The sequence below is a fragment of the Porphyromonas cangingivalis genome (assembly GCF_900638305.1).
Lineage (GTDB): Bacteria > Bacteroidota > Bacteroidia > Bacteroidales > Porphyromonadaceae > Porphyromonas_A > Porphyromonas_A cangingivalis.
The window spans coordinates 663,588-683,602 of the sequence record NZ_LR134506.1 but is presented as its reverse complement, the minus strand read 5'-3'; the positions used below and the strand labels follow the sequence as shown (position 1 = coordinate 683,602).

Sequence of the window (20,015 nt, the reverse complement as noted above, 5' to 3'; positions counted from 1 at the left end):
ATGACTCGTGATCGAAGATCGTAAGATTCAATTTCGCTGCGCTATGTCTGCTGTCAGATAATGGAGATGTTTTCCGGAGAAATGGTGAGGGCTCCCAATGGCATCATGGCATTGATGAGATGGATACGATCTGCTTCGAGGGTGTCTTGTATGGTGAGGTCTGCAGTCCGGATTACCCCTTGATCAAGGTAATACTGACGACGGGTACCTGCCAGTAGAGGGCGATCGGGGGTGAGATATTCGCCATTTCTCTCGATCACGACATTGGTATATGTCGTGTCTGTCAGGAGGTTTTCTCGGATGATCAGAGGTTCTTGCCCCTTTGTGCAGAGTGCTGAAAGTGGATCAAAACAGGTACGGTCGCTCCACTTGTCGGCATATTCGATACTGTCAGTAGATTCGATGAGTAGTAAGGCATGAATGGCTCTGATATGGTATGGAATAGCTCGGCAGCCGATGATGTTTGTGCGATACTCTACGGTACATCTCAAAGACGGGTGCTCGGACAGATTATCTCGGCGTATGAGATCGCAGATGGCTGATGTTACTTCTTCCAGGCTTGGAGGACAGAAGCCATGTATCTGCCCACTCCTACACATACGTTTGTGATGTAGGTCGACGCGTTGTAGAACCCCATGAACGACCTCAAAGGTCTCGATCAGGGTAGAAGAGCTGTTGCCGGGTATCATGTCTTTAAAGCAAAGGAATGTACACCTTTTGGATCACCTCTTTGTACTCTTCTTCAGGATTGCTGTTGATGGTGATGCCACCACCGCTCCTAAAGTTTTTATGCCCCTCTCCAACCTCCTCGATGAAGCGTATCAAGACACCTGTATCGAGAGTTTTTCCATCATAATAACCAACGATTCCCGTGTAGTATCCGCGCGGATCACCCTCTGCTCTTCGGATAATGTCAAGGGTTGCCTCCTTGGGAGCTCCGGAGATGGATCCCGCAGGAAGCAGACGGTCTATTATGGTTCCTAAGCGATCATGATACTGCTGAGAGAGTCTACCGACGATCTTTGAGCTGACTTGAAGGAGCCCTCGACCGTTTGGGAGCTGAATTGCATCTATATATCTGAACTTTTCCACACGTACATAATCCGATACTATATTGAGATCATTTCGTATCAAGTCCACGATGGTATTGTGTTCGGCAGTCTCTTTGTAGTCGTTGAGGATGATTTCTTCAGCATTAGGTATGGAGGCATCTATGGTGCCTTTCATCGGGTGTGAGGCAATCTCTCCTTGGGCATTGATGGTGATGAATATTTCGGGCGAAAAGCATACAAATCTGCCCGGGACATAGAGTTTGTAACGAGCTTGAGTCGCAAAGAAAACATCCCTCAGGTGTGCATTGAGCTGAACAGGAGTGGATACGGTCAGGTTGCAAAGAAAAGTGTCACCTCGTCTGAGTCCGTGATCGACGATATCAAACTTCTCCTTGTACACTTCGTAGGGTATCGGATTCGCGTGGAGAGTGATGTCTTTTTGTGGGGCAACGGAGGGAGCGTTGGTACTACCATTGATGGAGAAAAGCACCTCTTCTTGTGCCATAGGATTGGGGATAAAGATCCCTTTCTTTTGTTCGAAATCCAATATGAAAAGGCACGCCTCCCGACGCTTGCCGAAGGCGTTTATTTCCTCTATCACTTCTCGATAGCTCTTCTCGTATGATCCTGTCATAGTGTCATAAATGAATTGGTCTGTACAAAGGTAGTTATTCTTCTGTGTTTATTTGAAGTGCTGTTTGTTGATGAGGCGGACAGAATTGGTTATTTTTGTCGAGATATTTAGTTAAGACACGATATTCATTATTTATTAAATGAAGATATTTGTTTCATGGAGTGGGGGGAAAGATTGTATGTTTGCCTTATTCAGGCACCTACAAGATCATCCAGGTACAGAGGTGCATGCACTGTTGCACATGAAGAGAAAGACTTCAGCGCATGGCTTTGGGGAGGATGTCATCATTGAGCAGGCCGAGGCCATGGGGATCCCTTTGTGTATCCAAACTGTAGGGCCGGACGGATATGAGGCTGCGTTCAAGGGCGCATTGGAGCACTTCAAGGCGGAAGGAGTCTTTACGGGGCTCTTTGGTGATATTTATCTCGAAGAGCATAAGGTCTGGGTGGAGCGTGTTTGCAGTGAGGTCGGGGTACGACCACTTTTCCCTCTTTGGGGAGAGACGACTCCTGATCTCATCAAGGATTTTGTGTCGTCCGGATTCAAGACACTTGTCGTTGCCATGCGCTCAGATCTCAAGCCGGATGTTTTTCTCGGACGAGTCATTGATGAGAAGTTTATAAATGAGTTTGGACAGCTGAGTGATGTTGATCTTTGTGGAGAACATGGTGAATATCATACTTATGTCTTTGATGGTCCATTGTTCAGGAGGCCGGCTACATACGCTATGGGAGAGATTTATGAAGAGAAAAAGCATAGGATTTTACCTATACATGCAAAACAATAAATTGGTATGAAAGAAACAGGATTGGTACACATATATACCGGTAATGGAAAGGGAAAGACTACGGCGGCCGTAGGGCTCACAACGAGGGCTTTGGGTGGTGGATTCAAGGTGTTGTATTGCTCTTTTCACAAGAGACCGGAGAAGTATCAAAATTGTGAATACGACAGTCTTAGAGCCTTGGGGGCAGAGGTCTTACACTTTGCCAAGGGGCATCCGGGGTTAGACAAACGTATAGATCCCTCGGTGCAGGTGGTTGAGCTTGCAGAAGCTCTGCCATATCTTGCTCAGAGACTTAAAGAGGATCCGCCACAACTTTTGGTCATGGATGAGATCATCATTTCCGTGAGGGATAAGTTTTTGTCCGAAGAAGCATTGATAGAGTTCGTGAAAAATAAACCCGCCAACACAGAGCTTGTGATGACGGGTAGGGGAGCTACGCCTGCTCTTATGGAAGTGGCTGATTATGTCTCTGAAATATGTAAAATAAAGCACCCTTTCGACAAGAATATCCGTAGTCGTAAAGGTATAGAGTATTGACTTGGGGTGTAAGTGAAGAGAAGTAGAACCATGCGGATACTTATTGTGCGTCATGCCGAGACGATCGAGAATACTTTTAGGATTTGTCAAGGGCAAATGGATGGACAACTGTCCGAAAAGGGACATTGGGAAGCAGAGCAGGTTGCTTTGAGATTAAAGGATATAGATATATCTGTCTGCTATACAAGTGATTTGAAGAGGGCTTCAGATACCTGTGCTCGTATAGCTGTCATGAACCCTCACCTCTCCTCCGTCCGACCCGATGTGAGACTGCGAGAACGCTTCTTCGGTTCCATGCAAGGTAAGGTCTTTCCTCCTGATTATGACGAGACGCACTATCCTCCGGAAACTGAGCCTGTGACGGATATGGCTCAGAGGCTGAGAGACCTATTGAATGACTTGATAGACCTATATGCCGGTACGGACAAAACAATCTTGCTGGTCAGTCATGGATTTACGATAAGGGTATTGGTTGCCATCCTGAGAGGCTTCGCTCTCGAAAAGGTCTGGACTGTCCCTGAGATATTGAATACATCAGTGACTGTTTTTGACCATACTTTAGATAAGGGTTGGATCGAACGATTATTTAATGATGCGTCACACACCACAGTGTGATGTATCATTATTTTTTGTTTCTGAGGTGACCGACAAGGTTACAGAGGATGTATGCCCCGATAGTCGGGACAAATGCTCCCAAACCCATGAGGGGGATGCTTACAACAGCGACACCGAGCACAATGAACAGCCCCTTGTCTTTCTGCCAAGTCGGCCTTCCACCTTTGAGCGAAAACATCGGAACCTCGCTGATGAGAAGCCATGACATAAAGATTATAAGTACCGGCCAAAGAGCGTAAACCTTATATGCTATCATCCTTGGAAGTCCTTCTATCAAGGTCACATGAGTTGTGATCCAGTAAGCCAAACTTGCCCAAAAAAGGGCGTTGGCCGGAGTAGGTAGGCCGATGAATGATGTTGATTGTCTCTCATCGTGATTGAACTTTGCCAATCTATATACGGATGCCGGAACGATAAGAAATGCCAACCAAGGAAAGAAGAAGCCCAATTGTTGGAGTGCAACTGTCATCATCATTGCAGGTGCTACTCCGAATGAGATGGCATCAGCCAAAGAGTCCAAGTCTTTTCCTAAAGGTGAGAAGGCATTCAGCTTACGAGCCATAAATCCGTCAAAGAAGTCTGCGACAAGCCCCACCCCCATACAAATCATTGCAGTGGTGAAAGCCCCATGCGCAGCAAAATAAGCACCCATGGCACCACTTGTTGCATTTGAAAGACTTAGGAGATTTGGGATGTGCTGTCTTATCTTCATCGTCGTGGCAAGGTTGTGACTTTATGCTTGGGGAAGGTGGGCAAGTATGGTCTGATTACCTGTCACCTTCTCATCCATCTTGACAAGAACTTCGCTTCCTAATGGGATATAGACATCGACTCGTGAGCCAAACTTGATAAATCCCATATGGTCATCGATGTAGCACTCTTCTCCTTCTTTGGGGTAAGTCACGATGCGCTTCGCAACTGCTCCGGCCACCTGGCGAACTAAGATGTCATGCTTGTCCATCGTGCGGATGACCACCGTAGAGCGTTCATTCTCCACACTGCTCTTGGGCAAATAGGCAGCCATGAAACGCCCTTCATGGTGCCTCACATACTTTACGATACCATCGACGGGGTACCAGTTGGCATGTACGTTGAAGATGCTCATAAAGATCGAAACCATGATGCAGTCCTGCTGAAGGTATTCGGGTTCATAGACTTGTTCAATGGCAACAATGGTACCATCTGCGGATGCAATGACCTTCCCTTCCGGATCCGAAGGAAACCTCCTCAGGGGCGAACGAAAGAAGTTGAGCACCAAGCCAAACAAGATGAGTGTGATCGGAAGCACGATATAGAAGGCGATCTTCGAATTCAACGCGTAGTACAGATATATATCTGTGAAGAAGAACAGTATAAATACTCCGATCAAGAATCCTGTCCCTTCGCTATGTAGTTTGACTTTGCGCTTTCTGTATAGTTTCATCTATATGATTATAGTTATTTTCAGATACAATAAGGATTTTACTTTTACAAAGGTACGTAAATACTCTAAATTCCCTAATTATTCTCACAAAACTACCTACCATCGGTGAGTTGGCATGACTCACGAGATCATAGTCCTTTTTCCAAAGATCTTATGGGCAAGGACACTGCTCGTCCAACCTATGAGAAGGATGACCATGACGATACTCAGGATGTCTGTCCAAATGACCTTTACTGGATAGGCATCCAAAATAAAGACCCCGGAGGATATATTCTCAAGCTTGATAAACCCAAATATCTGCTGCAGGTAAGTAACCCCAAGCCCCACGACAAGTCCTATAATCAGCCCTGTGATGGAGAGCAACCACCCCTCAAAGAGAATAATTTTATCCAGCATCGACTGCCTTGCACCGAGGATGTTCAGCACTTTGCTATCTTCCTTTTTTTCGATGATAAGCATGCCTAAAGTACTTATGACGCTGAAGAGTGAGAGAAACAAAACGAAGATGAGCAAGGCAAAAGATATCCACTTCTCGACCTTGAGGACCTTGTAGATATCAGGATACTGTTGGTACTTGTCCTGTAGAGTCAGATGCTTGGGCAGAGCCTCTTGTAGTTGTTTGACTTTGGTCTTGTCCTGGATTTTCCCCATGAAAATTGCAGTGACTGCATCCGAGGGATATAGCTGAAGTCTTTGGACGAGTGAAAGAGGAACAACAACCAAGTTTTCGTGCTCAGGTTGATCTGTCTGGATAATTCCTGTGATGGGAACACTGACCTTATTGAAGCTCCTATGCGGCATAGTCATGGAGATACGGCCCTCTCTCTTGGCGACGACTAACTCCATAGGCTCCATATAACCAATACCCGCACCCAATCTTGCTGCTACGCCGAGCTCCGACATCGCTGTCGGTAGGGTTTCGTCTCCGACTCCGGTTTCCCCATCGACGACGAGCGATGCTATCGGCAAGAGTGAGAAGTAGGTCGAGTCTACTCCCAGAAGGTTGACGATCGTGTGGTTGTTGGCATAGTTGGCGATGGCTTGGCTCTCAAAGGCAAGAGTATGATGCTCTCCGACAGCTTCTTGAAAAGATGGTAAGCCCACACACTCTTTGGCAGAGAAGACCTTACCATCCTTGTGTACTATCCTGTACTCAGGAGAGATGGTTGAGATCTGAGAGGTGATAAAGCCCTCAAAACCATTGAAGATCGAGAGAATACACACCATTGCAGCTGTCACGATGGCAATGCCTATCACTGCCACTATGGCAATGATATTGACAGCATGGGTACTCTTTTTGGAGAAAAAATACCTGCCGGCAATCAAGCTTGCTATACTGATTTCGTTTTTCATATCTCAATCCGATCGCAAAGAGTGCTTACTGCTCTTCGTCTTCACTCACGGGAGAGGTAGGATTTTGACGGAGAAGCTCGTCAATGCGTTCGGCATAAGAGATCGACGTGTCCAAGTGAAAGATGAGTTCGGGTATCTTTCTCAACTGTGATCCTACCTGCTTACCGAGGTCGAATCTTACTGTCGCAGCACGCTCTTGTATAGCCTTGATGACCGCTTTCGAGTTGTCTTCGGGAAAAATGCTCAGATAAACCCTTGCGATGCTCAAGTCGGGAGATACTCTGACTTCTGTCACCGAGATCATCATCCCTCTCATCTTTTGAGTTTCCAGACGAAATAGTTCGCCCAACTCCTTCTGAAGTAATCGTGATATTTTTGTTGTTCTTAATGAGTCCATAAGCTATATTCTTTGGTTTAATTTCTTTTTACATTGGTGATGTGCCTTATGTCAGGCATCGATGACTTTTTTGTCGCTAACAGAATGTTTTCTGACATTTGACAGAGTATTTTCTGTTGCGTTTCAGAATGCTTTCTGTCCTATAACAGAATACTATAAAACGAGCATATATCCTTCCGCAAACGCTCCCTTTAAGCAGAAATCTTATACATGATGGTGAGACCGTCTCTTATCGGGAGGATGAGCTTCTCAAACTTCTTGGATGCCATCATCCTATCGTTGAACTTCCGAATGGCTACAGTCTGCTCGTCTTGCTCTTTCTCATCGATGACTTTTCCATCCCACAACGTGTTGTCGGCTATCACAACCGCCCCGATAGGGAGTCGGTCTTCGATCATTTCAATATACTCGACATAGTGACGCTTATTGGCATCGATGTAAACCATGTCGAACTCCTCCAGAGGTAGTGTCGGAAGTATCTCCAATGCATTGCCTATGAGAGGGGTCACTTTGTCAGAGAAGCCCAGACTCTCAATGGCATCTGTGATAAACGGCTTAAGTTCGTCAAAGATCTCTATCGTGGTGATGCTCGAACCGTCCGGTAGAGCTTCGGCCATGCAGGCAGTAGCATAGGCAGAATAAGTCCCCAACTCCAATATCTTGCGTGGTCTCTGCATCCTTACAAACATCTTGAGCAGACGACCTTGGAGATGCCCCGACATCATACGAGGGCTCACAAGTCGCAAGTTGGCCTTGCGAGCCAAAGCCGCTAATGTCTCAGGTTCCGGATCTGTGTGGGCTTCGATATACTCTTCGAGAAGTAATTGTCTTTGATGATCTTCAATCATTTTATTGCTCCTTGTTCTCGAAGAAGTCTATGGCATCCTTGACTCTGTTGAGCTCAAGCATCGTTGTACCCAACTTATCATGCAGACTCCCACCGATGTATGCCACCATGTCGTCCTTCTCGATGTGCTTATCATTCATCAGACTCTTTAGAGCCTTGATGTAGTAGCCTCTCTTGCTCGACCCTCTCTCCTGATATACTGTCCATATACCATAAGAGAGTGCAAGCTCACGAGTGACCCGCTCATTGTAGCAGATCGCATATATGGGAGCCGAGCCACGATAGGCCGAAAGATTACGGGCTGTCCGTCCCGAATAGCTGTCGGTGATGATGGCCTTCACACCCAGCTTCTCGACGCTCTTTACGGCTTGATTTGCAAGGAATGCGGTGACGTCCATCCTTGTGTTGTCGGGTTTTATCCTTGCTCTATATACACGATGGGTTTCGGCTTCGCTGATGATACGACGCATGGTGCGGACTGCTTCGACCGGATATTTGCCATAAGCGGTCTCTCCGCTGAGCATGACTGCATCGGTACGAAGGACAATGGCGTTCGCCACATCGGAGACTTCTGCCCTTGTGGGACGAGGAGAACTGATCATGGAGTGCAACATCTGTGTTGCCACGATGACAGGAGTCTTCTGAAGCACACATTTTTCGATGATCATGCTTTGAATGGCAGGGATCTTCTCGAGGGGTATCTCTATCCCAAGATCACCACGTGCGACCATGATACCATAGGCCACATCGATAATCTCATCTATGTTACTTACCCCTTCCTGGTTCTCGATCTTCGCAATGATTTTGATCGGACTGTTGTGCTGATCCAATATCTCTTGGATCGCCAATACATCTTCTCTGTTGCGAACGAATGAGTGAGCGATGAACTCCACATCATTCTCTATACAATACTGTATTGTGGCCCTGTCTCTCTCCGTGAGCGAAGGGAGGTTGATCTTTACACCGGGGACATTGACGCTCTTGCGGGCACCGAGTACCCCATCGTTAAGCACACCACACTTCAGTCTGTCACCTTCGTTGGCGAGTACCACAAGCTCGATCTCTCCATCATCGAAGAGGATGCTGGCACCTACGGGTACATCGTGAACAAAGCCGGTATAATTGACAGATATTTGTTCGAGTGTCGTCTTGATCTCCGGATTTGCCACAAGGTCTATGTGCATACCCGTAGTAAGCAGCAAAGGCTCATCGCAGGTGGTTGTACGTATCTCAGGCCCTTTCGTGTCCATCAAGACCGCTACAGACCGACTGACAGATCTTATGTTGCTGATGACCTTGTCGAACCCCTCTTTGGACATATGTGCCGAGTTGAGACGGATGACATTAACCCCCTCATCGACAAGACTCTTCAAGAAGGGTATGTCACATTTAAGATCCGATATGGTGGCTACTATCTTGGTAAATTTATTCATGTTCGGTGTTTCTATTTTCGTGATGTGAGATGTGCGATCGCCAATCTGTAGCCATCCAACCCCAGTCCCATTATCATACCTGCACATACATCTGTCAGTACAGTGATGTGCCTGTGTGGCTCTCTTGTTGCTATCTGAGAGATGTGTACTTCAATGACGGGAGGAGCAATTGCTTTGATGGTATCAGCTATCGCATAAGAATAATGAGATAGAGCCCCGGCATTGATCACTATGCCATCTGATGCCCTGGCGCTATCTTGGAGGTAGTCAATGATCTCTCCTTCATGATTGGACTGAAAGTAGATGATATTGCATGAGGGAAAGACGGCCCTCAACTTTTCGAGATAATCTTCGAAAGTCGTAGAACCATAGATTTCCGGCTCTCTTGATCCAAGCATATTCAAGTTTGGGCCGTTGATGATATGTATTGTTTTCATAAGTCAATCTCTTACTTTTCGTTCAGTACCAGTATCTCCAAAGGGCAGTCCAGCTCTATCAAGCGTTTTTGATGATCAAGACCGATGATCCAATCTTCTACAAATGGGACGTAGATCTCCTCTCCCTCTTTTGTTTCGAGGATGAGCAGGATATTTGCAGTACTCTCATCGATGGCTGAAAGTGTCCCGATTTGATCACCCGATGAATGGATAACCGAATACCCTATCAGGTGATACAGAGAAAGCTCTTCCATATTGTCGAGATCTACCTGTTCGTCATACAGAGACTTCAATACATAGACCTTTGCTCCTCGCAATCTCTCCGCTTCTTCGCCTGAAGAGACCCTTGATACTGCAGTGATGAGATGATCCCTCGTGCCACTCATCTCTTGGACTCTGAAGGGCACCGGGATCCCGTCTATCTCAATGAATATAAACTCAGGTTCAAGTTCAAGCAATGCCTCGTTTTCCAGCGTGACAACGAAGTTCCCCTTATGTCCATGGGTTTTGCGAATATTTCCGTAAGGGACGAGTTGGCTATTGTCTATATGATTGACCATAACGAAGATTATTCTACTCGTGATATAGATGCTCCGATGGCATTGAGACGAAGATCTATCTGTTGGTATCCTCTGTCGATCTGATCGATGTTAGCAATCTTGCTGACACCATCTGCAGACATTGCAGCTATCAACATGGCAATACCTGCACGTATATCGGGAGAAACCATGTTTGAGGCTCTCAGTCGGGTCATCTTATCAAGCCCTATGACAGTGGCTCTATGTGGATCGCAGAGGATGATCTGAGCCCCCATATTGATGAGGTTATCCACGAAGAAGAGACGACTCTCAAACATTTTCTGGTGAATGAGTACCGAGCCCTTCGCTTGTGTGGCAGCCACCAAAAAGACACTCAACAAGTCTGGGGTAAGCCCCGGCCAAGGTGCATCTGCTATCGTCATGATCGATCCATCGATAAAACTCTCGATCTCATAATGATCTTGTGAGGGTATGAAGAGGTCATCACCCTCTTGATCGATACGTATACCCAACTTTCTGAATGCGTCAGGGATGATACCGAGTTCTTTGATACAAGCATTTTTTATCCTTATCTCAGACTCTGTCATGGCAGCCATACCGATGAAGCTGCCGACTTCGATCATATCCGGTAGCATCTCATGCGTTGTGCCATCAAGCCTCTCTGCCCCTACGATGGTAAGCAGGTTACTGCCTATGCCTGAGATAGTGGCTCCCATACGGACAAGCATCTTACATAGCTGTTGGATGTATGGCTCACAAGCAGCATTGTATATCGTTGTCACGCCCTCGGCGAGAACGGCAGCCATGATGATGTTAGCTGTCCCGGTGACAGAGGCTTCGTCAAGGAGCATATAAGTCCCTTTGAGTCTGTCTGCTTGTATTGAATAGATTTCTTGCTTGCTGTCAAACTCGAAGTGAGCTCCCAGTTTGATAAAGCCCTCGAAGTGGGTATCGAGTCTGCGTCTGCCGATCTTGTCACCGCCCGGTTTTGCGATGATCGCTCTACCAAATCGACCGAGGAGAGGTCCAAGTATAAGAACCGAGCCTCTGAGTTTGGAGGTCTTTTCAAGGAAGGATTTGGAGTAGGCAAAGTCGAGATTGATGTCATCGGCGGTAAAGCTATAAGAACTGTCATCGAGTTTTCTGACTTTGACCCCGAGTTCCATCAAAAGAGCGATCAGGTTATTAACATCCAAAATGTTCGGAATGTTATGAACGATCACCTCTTTATCTGTGAGAAGACATGCTGATATGATCTGCAAAGCCTCATTTTTAGCACCTTGTGGGATGATGTCTCCTTTGAGTTTCTTTCCGCCTTCAATTACAAACATTGCCATAACTGTACCTCCTTGTTGTTTTTTGAAAAAATGAAGAGAAGAAGTTACTTCCTTTTCTTTTTCGTGTTGTTATTTTTCTTTTTCTGTTGGCTATTAGAGTTTGGTGTACCGGTACTGAGTAGATCCTTCGGGTCGGGTAGACCACAAGTAAATTCGTCAAGGTAGATTTCACCCTTAGACATCTCAAAGAGGTCTGTAAATATACGTGTATTTGCTACGTTATTCTTGTTCCATACGATGTAGTCACGCTTCATCTGTATGGCGATGAGCTTCTCATATTCATCTCTCTCGGGTCCTTTAGGCATCTTCAGCACGATGTCGATCATCTTATCGATGCTGTGTCCATAGTGCCTGTATCGGGGGGTGATGTTCTGATGAGAGGGCAGGTGAGCAGCCGGACGACAGTTGTACTGCTCTGCAGTCGATACCTCGTATGGGAAGTCTATATCAAGCTTGAAGCCTGACATGATGTATAGATGATCCCAAAGCACTTGCCAATAATCCTCCCTTTCCTTTTGGTTGGGGAAGAAAGAACTCATCGTGTTCACAATCATCTCGGCACAACGCTTGCGTTCGTCTCTATCTTTCAGATCCACACAGTAGTCCACCATATTTTGTATATGACGTCCGTACTCCGGTAGCTGTAACTTTTTAGCTTTTGTGTTGTAGTCCTTTAACATTGTATGTTGTTCCTCTTACGACAATCTTTTCTTTATCTCTGCTGTCTGCTCTTCATATCCCGGTTTTTCGAGGAGGGCAAACATATTCGTCTTGTAGGCTTCGACACCGGGTTGATCGAACGGATTTACTTCAAGGAGGTAACCACTGATTCCGACAGCTTTTTCGAAGAAGTAGAAGAGCTGACCGATATAGTATTCATTGAGTTCAGGAAGACTTATCCTTATGTTGGGAACACCTCCGTCCAAGTGTGCAAGTCTTGTGCCGATTTCAGCCATCTTATTGACCTCATCGACCCTTTTACCGGCGATGTAGTTCAATCCATCCAGATCGGCTTTATCTTCCGGGATGATCACCTTATGCCTTGGTGTTTCTATGCTCAAGAAGGTTTCGAAGATGTTACGCTCTCCTTCCTGTATCCACTGCCCCATGGAGTGTAAGTCTGTGGTGAGGTCGACCGCCGCATTGAACAGCCCCTTGTTTTCTTTACCCTCGCTTTCCCCGAACAGTTGTTTCCACCACTCTGCGATAAAGTGCATTTTGGGATGGAAGTTGGCAAGTATCTCTATCTTCTTTCCATGCAAGTACAAAGCATTGCGCACAGCTGCATACTGTACCGCGAGATTGGTCTCTGCCATCGTCTCTGTGGTGAGTCTGTGAGCCATATCCAAAGCCCCTTGCACGAGAGCCTTGATGTCAAATCCTGCGACTGCAATCGGTAATAGTCCGACCGGAGTAAGTACCGAAAATCTTCCACCGATATCATCGGGTATGACATATGTCTTGTAGCCTTCTGTTGTTGCGAGAGAGCGAAGAGCCCCTTTTTGAGCATCTGTTATCGCGACGATGTGTGCACGAGCAAAGTCTTTACCTTCTTGTGCCTCAAGAAGAGCCTTGAGCAAGCGGAAGGCGAGTGCAGGCTCTGTTGTCGTCCCGGACTTGGAAATGTTGATAAGTCCGAACTTACGCCCTTTGAGTAGCTCCAATAGCTCGTATAGGTAATCCTCGCTGATGTGGTTGCCCGCATAGAGTAGGGTAGGTGTATCTCCACCTTTGAGGTGTGCGAAGCTATCAGACAAAGCCTCTACGACAGCTTTCGTACCGAGGTATGAGCCCCCGATGCCTATTGCGACGACGAACTCACAATCCCTACGGAGCATGTCTGCAGTCGATTGTAGGTCAGACAGTAGTTCGGGAGACACTTCAGAGGGAAGGTTTACCCAACCCAAGAAGTCTGAACCTTTTCCATCTCCTTTATGCAGAGATGTATTGCACTCAAGTCCTTTTGGCAACAAAGCCTTATAGGCTTCCTTTACCTTCTCGTTCGTGAGAGCGTTGCTTATATCCAGTTTTATCATTTCCATAATTTTGGTAGTCTTTTCAGTTTGTGTCATGACAGAATCTTCGAGAGCTCCTCTATCGCCTTTACGGGGTCTTTACGTTCGTAGAGGATTTGATAGACGATGTCTGCGATGGGGATGCTTGCTTTGACACCGAGGTTGACCTCGTGTATACACTTTGTGCCATAATAGCCTTCGGCAATCATCTCCATTTCGAGTTGAGCCTGCTTGACCGAGTATCCTTTACCTATCATCGTACCGAACGTCCTGTTGCGACTGTACCGCGAATAAGCTGTCACAAGCAAGTCGCCCAAGTACTCGGTCCCTTTTATGTCTCTTTCGAGAGGGTGTACCGCGTCGATGAATCTTGCCATCTCACCGATGGCGTTAGATATCAAGACGGCTTGGAAGTTGTCTCCATGTCTGATCCCCTGACAGATTCCGGCAGCTATGGCATATACGTTTTTAAGTACACTGGCATACTCTATACCGGTGACATCATCGCTTACCCCACACATTACCTGAGGCCCTTGGATGACCTTTTGCAGTTGCTTTGCTTTATCTATGTTGGCACAGCTCACTGTCAGATACGAAAGTCGTCCCAAAGCCACTTCCTCCGCATGACAAGGCCCACTGATAGCTCCTATCATGTCGAGAGGTATACCATATTCGTCTGCAAGATAGTTTGAAATCAATACATTATCCTCCGGCACTATCCCTTTGATCGCATTGAGTACAAACTTTCCCTCAAGCATCTCCGGTGTCATCTTTCCCAATATGTTCTTGATATAGGGCGAAGGGGTCACAAGCAGTATCGTATCAGAGTCTTCGACAATTTTGGGGATGTCTGTATAGAAGTTGATCCTGTCGGTCTCAAACTGCTGATTGGTGAGGTAGGAGGGGTTGTGCTTATGTTGTCTGAACTGTCTCACAGTCTCCTTGAAGCGAAAGTACCAGTTGATATCCGGCTGTGTTGCCAGTATGATCTTGGCAAGGGCTGTCCCCCAACTGCCACTACCTATGATGCCGATACGACCCGGAGTCCATTTCGAATCAGATTTCTTTGTGTTCATTTCTTCCAATGTTCCTATTCATGACCCCATCATCCGGATAAGTCTGTCTGATAAAGTCGGGGTCAATGAGTGAAAAATGGGCAGAGCCATCACAGTCGACATGATGGCTCCGTTGTGTATTATTCTGCTTTTGGCTTCATCTGAGGGAAGAGTAGGACTTCCTGTATGCTCTCTTGTCCGGTGAGAAGCATCACGAGACGATCCATCCCTATACCCATACCGCTTGTAGGAGGCATGCCATACTCAAGCGATCTGATGAAATCCTGGTCGATGAACATAGCTTCGTCATCTCCTTTTTCGGAGAGTTTGAGCTGCTCTTGGAACCTCTCCTTCTGATCAATCGGATCATTAAGCTCGGAGTAAGCATTTGCGATCTCTTTACCGTTGATCATAAGTTCGAAACGTTCTGTAAGCCCTTCGATACTTCTGTGCTTCTTCGTCAGTGGAGACATCTCCAGCGGATAGTCGGTGATGAATGTGGGCTGTATGAAGTGTCTTTCACACTTTTCGCCGAATATTTCATCGATGAGCTTACCCTTGCCCATGGCAGGTGTAGTCTCTATATGCAAATCCTTGCAGACCTTACGCAGAGCATCTTCGTCCATGCCGGTGATGTCCACACCAGTATGCTTGAGGATGGCTTCGGACATGGATACACGAGGGTAAGGAGCCTTGAAGTCAATTTCCTTCCCACCTACCTCTACTTTCGTACCACCGGTGACTTGGATAGCGATGTGCTCCAATAACTGTTCGGTCATATCCATCATCCAATTGTAGTCCTTGTAGGCCACATAGATCTCCATGGCTGTGAACTCAGGATTGTGCGTGCGGTCCATCCCTTCGTTGCGGAAGTTGCGACTGAACTCATACACTCCATCAAATCCTCCCACGATGAGGCGTTTGAGGTACAACTCATTGGCGATGCGTAGGTAGAGAGGTATGTCGAGTGCATTGTGATGCGTCACGAACGGACGTGCTGCTGCACCACCGGGAATGCTTTGAAGTACAGGTGTATCCACTTCGAGATAGCCTCTTTCGTTAAAGAAGTCACGCATGGCATTGAACACCTTGGTGCGCTTGATGAAGATATCCTTCACTTCAGGATTGACGATCAAGTCCACATAACGCTGTCTGTACCTCTGTTCGGGATCTGTGAAGGCATCATAAGTGACACCATCCTTGACCTTTACCACCGGGAGCGGACGAAGCGATTTTGAGAGCACCGAAAGCTCCTGCACATGGACAGATATCTCGCCCATCTTGGTGCGAAACACAAATCCTTTGACGCCTACGATATCCCCGATATCGAGGAGTTTTTTGAATACGGTATTATATAGCTCTTTGTCTTCGCTCGGACAGATGTCATCGCGAGAAATGTATAGCTGGATGCGTCCGGTAGAATCCTGTAGTTCGCAGAATGCAGCCTTACCCATGATACGACGGCTCATGATACGACCGGCCATGGATATCTGGCGCACAGGGGCCTCATCTTGGAAGTTTTCTTTGACCTCGACTGCGTATCCATCTACGGGAAATAGTGCGGCCGGGTATGGGTCGATGCCCATCTCCCTCATCTTCTGAAGACTCTCTCTTCTGAATTGTTCTTGTTCGCTTAGTTCGTGAGTACTCATTATGTGTATATAATCTAAGTTTTCCGATGATAAATCAGGAGTGCAATTCTCCTAATATGCAAAGATAATCATTTATCGATTAAACCGAGGTAAATCCTTTCGAGATTCAGAGCGTTGGGATGCATAGATTCAGAAACTTTTTGTAAACATTTAGGTTGCCATGGATCGAGAAAAAAAGTCGTAGGATTCGATGAATCGATTCGTGCGATTCGTTTTATCGAATCTTACGACTTAAATTGTAGCATCCAAGGACTTGTTTGAGCGACATTACATAGCCAAGGGCATTTCTGGTATCCTCTACACATAATGCGAGTGGAGGGGAGTGTTGTTATTCTTTTTATTTATAAGGGTTTGACAGGTATTGCAGTTTGTGTTTCTTGTGTTCGGTAATGGGTTTCTTGAGGTTCGATCTTTGCCTCGACAGAATGCATCTTCGAAAGTGTGGCAAGACTACATATTTTTACGTATCTTTGTTGGTCGAAAGGTAAAATAATCCTATCTGTATAAATACAAATTTATATATCCTTAATAGATGATGCAAAAGAAAAAGGTGAGATCATCCGATACAACTGAGACTAAACAGTTGGTCGACTTTAGTACTGTATTTTGGCACGGAGCCGATCTTAGTAAGCTCAAGATGCACTTGATCGATAATATCGACTTGATCAGTGCTGTACCTGAGCGTTCGGCAGAGACCATATCACGCCTCTTGTCACGTCGTATAGAGGTGCGTGAGGACGAAGTCTTGGTGACTTCCGGGAGTACAGGTGCCATACACCTTATTGCCAAGAGGACGGCGGGCGCAAGTTCGCTTGTCATCTCACCTACGCATCAGGAGTTCAAAGTCGCCCTTGCTCGAAACGGACATCAGGTAACCGAGGTCGATAGCTGTGTGGACATTACGAAACTACCTCTCGAGGGGATCCAATACTGCTGGCTCTGTACACCAAACATTTCGGACGGTAGGCTTTGGAGCCGAACTTCACTCTTGACACTGTTCAAGGAAAATCCAAATGTGACCTTTATCGTGGATATTTCCATGGCTGCCTTTGTCATAGAGGAGACCTTGAAGCCTTCAGATATCAAAAATCACAAGAACCTGATCCTCGTCTCTTCATTTTCAAAGGCATATAATGTCCCCGGAATGAGAGTGGGGTATGTCGTGGCTCGCAAGAATATCATCGCTGAGCTTCGCGAGAGTAGTACTCCTTGCAACATTTCGGCCTTTGCGGTGGAGGCGATCCGATTCATCCTCATTCACCCTGCACAGTTTACCCTCCCGGCGCGTAAGTGGCACCGCAGTGCTACAGAGCTCAAAGCGAGACTTAGTGCCATCGATGGCTTAGAGATCTTACCTTCATCGACAGCGTTCTTTGTAGTGCGTTTGCTCGATATGGATGCTGTCAAGCTCAATGAATACCTGATGAATGATTGTGGCATGAAAGTGGCTGTCTGTACCGACGGTCTGGAACTCAAGCCCAATGAGTTTAGGGTGAATGCTTTGGATAACGAGTCCAACAGAGCACTTGCCGATGCTATTGCAACTTGGATGAGCAATAGATAAGGCTTGGCATCGGGATGTTACAGACATTACTCAAAGGGATACTGATAGGTATTGTCGTCTCGGCACCGATGGGACCGATAGGGATGTTGTGTGTCAGACGCACGATGTCTCGGGGTAAACGCTATGGGCTTTTGACGGGATTGGGAGCCACTGTCAGCGACCTTATATATGCGTTTCTGACCCTGCTTGGGGTGGGCGCATTTATCGACTTTATCCTCAAGTACACAGATCATCTACAGTTGGCCGGTAGTCTTTTTATGATTCTCTTTGCACTGTATGTGTTCTTTGGCAATCACTCTTTGGATCCATCCCGAAATAAGAGGTGTAAGGATAGCTCTGATGGTACACCTTTTTACTCCGATGAGAAGAAATCAGACTTTCAGGTGTTTCTCTCTGCTTTTTTATTGACATTTAGCAATATCCTCATCGTCGCGCTGTATATCGGGCTCTTTGCTCAGTTTTCCTTCGTATCTGAGGGAGCGACTTATTACAGTTTGCTGATGGGGTTGCTGGGTATCGCCATCGGAGCTATTTCTTGGTGGTACATAGTCACTACCATATTGGTAAAAGTCAAGGAGTGGTTCAACGTGACGAGCCTCAAATACTTCAACAAAGGGGTCGGTAGCATCATCTTTGTTTTAGGTGTTTATGGTGTCGTTGTGGCTCTTATGAACTTATTCTGTGTGAGTTAGTAATCAATTATAATGTATAACAGCACTTTTGAGTGATTTTTTTTGTACCTTCGCTCGAAAGTTGTAATAAAAAATCAAAAATATGGATAAAATAAGCTATGCTTTGGGACTAAGCATCGGCAATAACTTTAAGGCCTCGGGTGTAAACTCAATAGCAGTGGAAGACTTCGTAGCCGGACTTAATGATGTGCTCGCAGACAAAGATCCTCAGATCTCTTACGAAGATGCTAAGGTGGTCATCAATGAATATTTTATGAAGCTACAACAAGAAAGATTTGAGAACAATAAGGCTGCCGGAGCTGAGTTCTTGAAGATCAATGGTTGCAGAGAAGATGTGACCACTCTTCCTTCCGGTCTGCAATATCAAGTCCTCGTGATGGGAGACGGCCCTAAGCCTACGCTCAGCGATAGTGTGAAGTGCCACTACCATGGTACGCTCATCAACGGTGTTGTCTTCGACTCTTCTGTCAATAGGGGAGAACCTGCTGTGTTCCCTCTCGGTGGGGTGATCAAGGGTTGGACAGAGATCCTTCAATTGATGCCTGTGGGGTCGAAGTGGCGTGTCACCATCCCTTACGATCTTGCTTATGGTGAGAGAGGGGCGGGACAGGCGATCGAGCCATACAGTACGCTTATCTTCGACATCGAACTCCTCGGTATTGAGAAGTAAATAATCTGACATAAAAAATAAAAGTAAAACAAAGAATTTAACTATGAAGAAGATTGTATTTTCATCTATCCTCGGACTTGTTGCAAGTGCAATGGTCTCTTGTGGTGGTGGCGTCTCATCAAACGTCTCTATCAAAGCTCCTATCGACAGTGCTGCTTATGCTATCGGTTTTGCCAATGGTCACGCTCTTGTTGCATCATTGAAGGGTTTTCCCGGTGACTCTCTCGATGGTAAGCTTGTTGCTGCCGGTCTCTATGACGCTCTTGTCAACAACCCGGGCAAGATGACAGTGGAGTCTGCTCAGCAATTCATCCAGAAGTATGTCGAAGACATGCAGGCACAGATCAAGACAAGAAACATCGAAGAGGAAAAGACATTCCTCGAAAAGAATAAGTCTGAAGAAGGTATCATCACCACAGAAAGTGGTCTTCAGTACAAGTACGAAGTAGAAGGTCAAGGTGCGAAGGCAACTTCACCTAACGATACTGTCGTTGTTCACTATAAGGGTACCACATTGGATGGCAAGCAGTTCGACTCTTCATACGACCGTGGTGAGCCTGCTGTGTTCCCTCTAAACTCAGTTATCTCAGGTTGGACAGAAGCATTCCAGATCTTCCCTGTCGGTAGCAAGATCACAATGTGGCTTCCTTCATCGCTTGCTTATGGTGAAAGAGACCTTGGCGAGTTTGGCCCAAACCGTCTCCTTCGTTTCGACTGCGAACTTATCGAAGTGCGTCCATTCGTTGAGTCAAAGAAGTAAGACTTAGTTTCGCGACTCTTATTTCGAAAGACATATTTTGAGGCAAACCTTCCGGAAAAGAGGGTTTGCCTCTTTGTGTTTTCATAAATGATGTGGAGATCAAGGATAACCATACAACTTTTCTGAAGCTGGATAGGATGTGTGCTGTCCGGTCAGCATCCCCTGACCTTTTGAGACGCCGTGTGGGTAACTCCTTTCACACCTCATCGAAATTGA

Annotated in this window: 22 protein-coding genes; 7 read left to right on the top strand and 15 right to left on the bottom strand. The window is 46.3% G+C overall.

Going from position 1 to position 20,015, the window contains the following annotated elements; translation table 11 throughout:
• Positions 1–53: 53 nt before the first annotated feature.
• The gene (locus EL262_RS02910) at positions 54–689 is read right to left on the bottom strand and encodes an aminotransferase class IV (protein WP_025837820.1); all 636 of its coding nucleotides are present in this window, start codon (positions 687–689) and stop codon (positions 54–56) included.
• Between the two features lie 4 nt (positions 690–693).
• Positions 694–1,686, bottom strand: coding sequence for an aminodeoxychorismate synthase component I (locus tag EL262_RS02905; RefSeq protein ID WP_025837819.1), 993 nt, complete (start codon positions 1,684–1,686; stop codon positions 694–696).
• Between the two features lie 139 nt (positions 1,687–1,825).
• Here EL262_RS02905 and EL262_RS02900 point away from each other — a divergent pair, with 139 nt between their 5' ends.
• Genes EL262_RS02900 through EL262_RS02890 form a run of 3 tightly spaced genes read left to right on the top strand, consistent with a single transcriptional unit; the run spans position 1,826 to position 3,625 of the window.
• The gene (locus EL262_RS02900; protein ID WP_025837818.1) at positions 1,826–2,473 is read left to right on the top strand and encodes a Dph6-related ATP pyrophosphatase; all 648 of its coding nucleotides are present in this window, start codon (positions 1,826–1,828) and stop codon (positions 2,471–2,473) included.
• Between the two features lie 6 nt (positions 2,474–2,479).
• Positions 2,480–3,010 carry a cob(I)yrinic acid a,c-diamide adenosyltransferase gene (locus tag EL262_RS02895; protein WP_025837817.1) on the top strand — a complete coding sequence of 177 codons (531 nt, stop codon included), beginning with the start codon at positions 2,480–2,482 and terminating at the stop codon, positions 3,008–3,010.
• A gap of 30 nt (positions 3,011–3,040) precedes the next feature.
• On the top strand, positions 3,041–3,625 hold the full coding sequence (locus EL262_RS02890; protein ID WP_025837815.1) for a histidine phosphatase family protein: 585 nt from the start codon (positions 3,041–3,043) through the stop codon (positions 3,623–3,625).
• Between the two features lie 7 nt (positions 3,626–3,632).
• On the opposite strand, the gene pssA is transcribed toward EL262_RS02890, so the two are convergent.
• The 13 genes from pssA to lysS all read right to left on the bottom strand — a co-directional run bounded on the left by pssA (position 3,633) and on the right by lysS (position 16,113).
• Positions 3,633–4,337 carry a CDP-diacylglycerol--serine O-phosphatidyltransferase gene (pssA, locus tag EL262_RS02885; protein WP_025837814.1) on the bottom strand — a complete coding sequence of 235 codons (705 nt, stop codon included), beginning with the start codon at positions 4,335–4,337 and terminating at the stop codon, positions 3,633–3,635.
• Between the two features lie 21 nt (positions 4,338–4,358).
• On the bottom strand, positions 4,359–5,048 hold the full coding sequence (locus tag EL262_RS02880) for a phosphatidylserine decarboxylase family protein (protein ID WP_025837811.1): 690 nt from the start codon (positions 5,046–5,048) through the stop codon (positions 4,359–4,361).
• Positions 5,049–5,168: 120 nt separating this feature from the next.
• Entirely contained in the window at positions 5,169–6,401 is a 1,233-nt protein-coding gene (locus EL262_RS02875) for an ABC transporter permease (protein WP_025837809.1), read from the bottom strand.
• A gap of 25 nt (positions 6,402–6,426) precedes the next feature.
• Positions 6,427–6,798: a 30S ribosome-binding factor RbfA gene (gene rbfA / locus EL262_RS02870; protein WP_036850669.1), complete on the bottom strand. Its 372-nt coding sequence runs from the start codon at positions 6,796–6,798 to the stop codon at positions 6,427–6,429.
• A 191-nt stretch (positions 6,799–6,989) separates the two neighbouring features.
• Positions 6,990–7,646, bottom strand: coding sequence for an O-methyltransferase (locus tag EL262_RS02865; protein WP_078735609.1), 657 nt, complete (start codon positions 7,644–7,646; stop codon positions 6,990–6,992).
• 1 nt (position 7,647) lies between these two features.
• On the bottom strand, positions 7,648–9,078 hold the full coding sequence (gene pyk, locus EL262_RS02860; RefSeq protein ID WP_036846137.1) for a pyruvate kinase: 1,431 nt from the start codon (positions 9,076–9,078) through the stop codon (positions 7,648–7,650).
• A gap of 11 nt (positions 9,079–9,089) precedes the next feature.
• Positions 9,090–9,515, bottom strand: a complete 426-nt coding sequence (locus tag EL262_RS02855) for a type II 3-dehydroquinate dehydratase (RefSeq protein WP_025837807.1) — start codon at positions 9,513–9,515, stop codon at positions 9,090–9,092.
• Positions 9,516–9,526: 11 nt separating this feature from the next.
• Positions 9,527–10,075, bottom strand: coding sequence for a ribosome maturation factor RimM (gene rimM, locus EL262_RS02850; RefSeq protein WP_025837805.1), 549 nt, complete (start codon positions 10,073–10,075; stop codon positions 9,527–9,529).
• Positions 10,076–10,083: 8 nt separating this feature from the next.
• Complete coding sequence (murA, locus tag EL262_RS02845) at positions 10,084–11,391, bottom strand: UDP-N-acetylglucosamine 1-carboxyvinyltransferase (protein WP_078735610.1); 1,308 nt, start codon at positions 11,389–11,391, stop codon at positions 10,084–10,086.
• 44 nt (positions 11,392–11,435) lie between these two features.
• Positions 11,436–12,071: a DUF4290 domain-containing protein gene (locus EL262_RS02840; RefSeq protein ID WP_025837804.1), complete on the bottom strand. Its 636-nt coding sequence runs from the start codon at positions 12,069–12,071 to the stop codon at positions 11,436–11,438.
• A gap of 15 nt (positions 12,072–12,086) precedes the next feature.
• Entirely contained in the window at positions 12,087–13,433 is a 1,347-nt protein-coding gene (locus EL262_RS02835) for a glucose-6-phosphate isomerase (RefSeq protein ID WP_078735611.1), read from the bottom strand.
• Positions 13,434–13,459: 26 nt separating this feature from the next.
• On the bottom strand, positions 13,460–14,482 hold the full coding sequence (locus tag EL262_RS02830; RefSeq protein ID WP_036850657.1) for an NAD(P)H-dependent glycerol-3-phosphate dehydrogenase: 1,023 nt from the start codon (positions 14,480–14,482) through the stop codon (positions 13,460–13,462).
• A 119-nt stretch (positions 14,483–14,601) separates the two neighbouring features.
• Positions 14,602–16,113: a lysine--tRNA ligase gene (gene lysS / locus EL262_RS02825; protein ID WP_078735612.1), complete on the bottom strand. Its 1,512-nt coding sequence runs from the start codon at positions 16,111–16,113 to the stop codon at positions 14,602–14,604.
• 532 nt (positions 16,114–16,645) lie between these two features.
• Here lysS and EL262_RS02820 point away from each other — a divergent pair.
• The 4 genes from EL262_RS02820 to EL262_RS02805 all read left to right on the top strand — a co-directional run bounded on the left by EL262_RS02820 (position 16,646) and on the right by EL262_RS02805 (position 19,799).
• Positions 16,646–17,677, top strand: coding sequence for an aminotransferase class I/II-fold pyridoxal phosphate-dependent enzyme (locus tag EL262_RS02820; RefSeq protein ID WP_051522699.1), 1,032 nt, complete (start codon positions 16,646–16,648; stop codon positions 17,675–17,677).
• Positions 17,678–17,691: 14 nt separating this feature from the next.
• Positions 17,692–18,369 carry a LysE family translocator gene (locus EL262_RS02815; RefSeq protein ID WP_025837802.1) on the top strand — a complete coding sequence of 226 codons (678 nt, stop codon included), beginning with the start codon at positions 17,692–17,694 and terminating at the stop codon, positions 18,367–18,369.
• An 82-nt stretch (positions 18,370–18,451) separates the two neighbouring features.
• Positions 18,452–19,039 carry a BamJ family beta-barrel-assembly machinery protein gene (locus tag EL262_RS02810; protein ID WP_025837800.1) on the top strand — a complete coding sequence of 196 codons (588 nt, stop codon included), beginning with the start codon at positions 18,452–18,454 and terminating at the stop codon, positions 19,037–19,039.
• Between the two features lie 43 nt (positions 19,040–19,082).
• Positions 19,083–19,799 (top strand): FKBP-type peptidyl-prolyl cis-trans isomerase, encoded by a 717-nt coding sequence (locus EL262_RS02805; RefSeq protein WP_025837799.1) that lies wholly within the window; start codon positions 19,083–19,085, stop codon positions 19,797–19,799.
• The last annotated feature ends 216 nt before the right edge of the window (positions 19,800–20,015 follow it).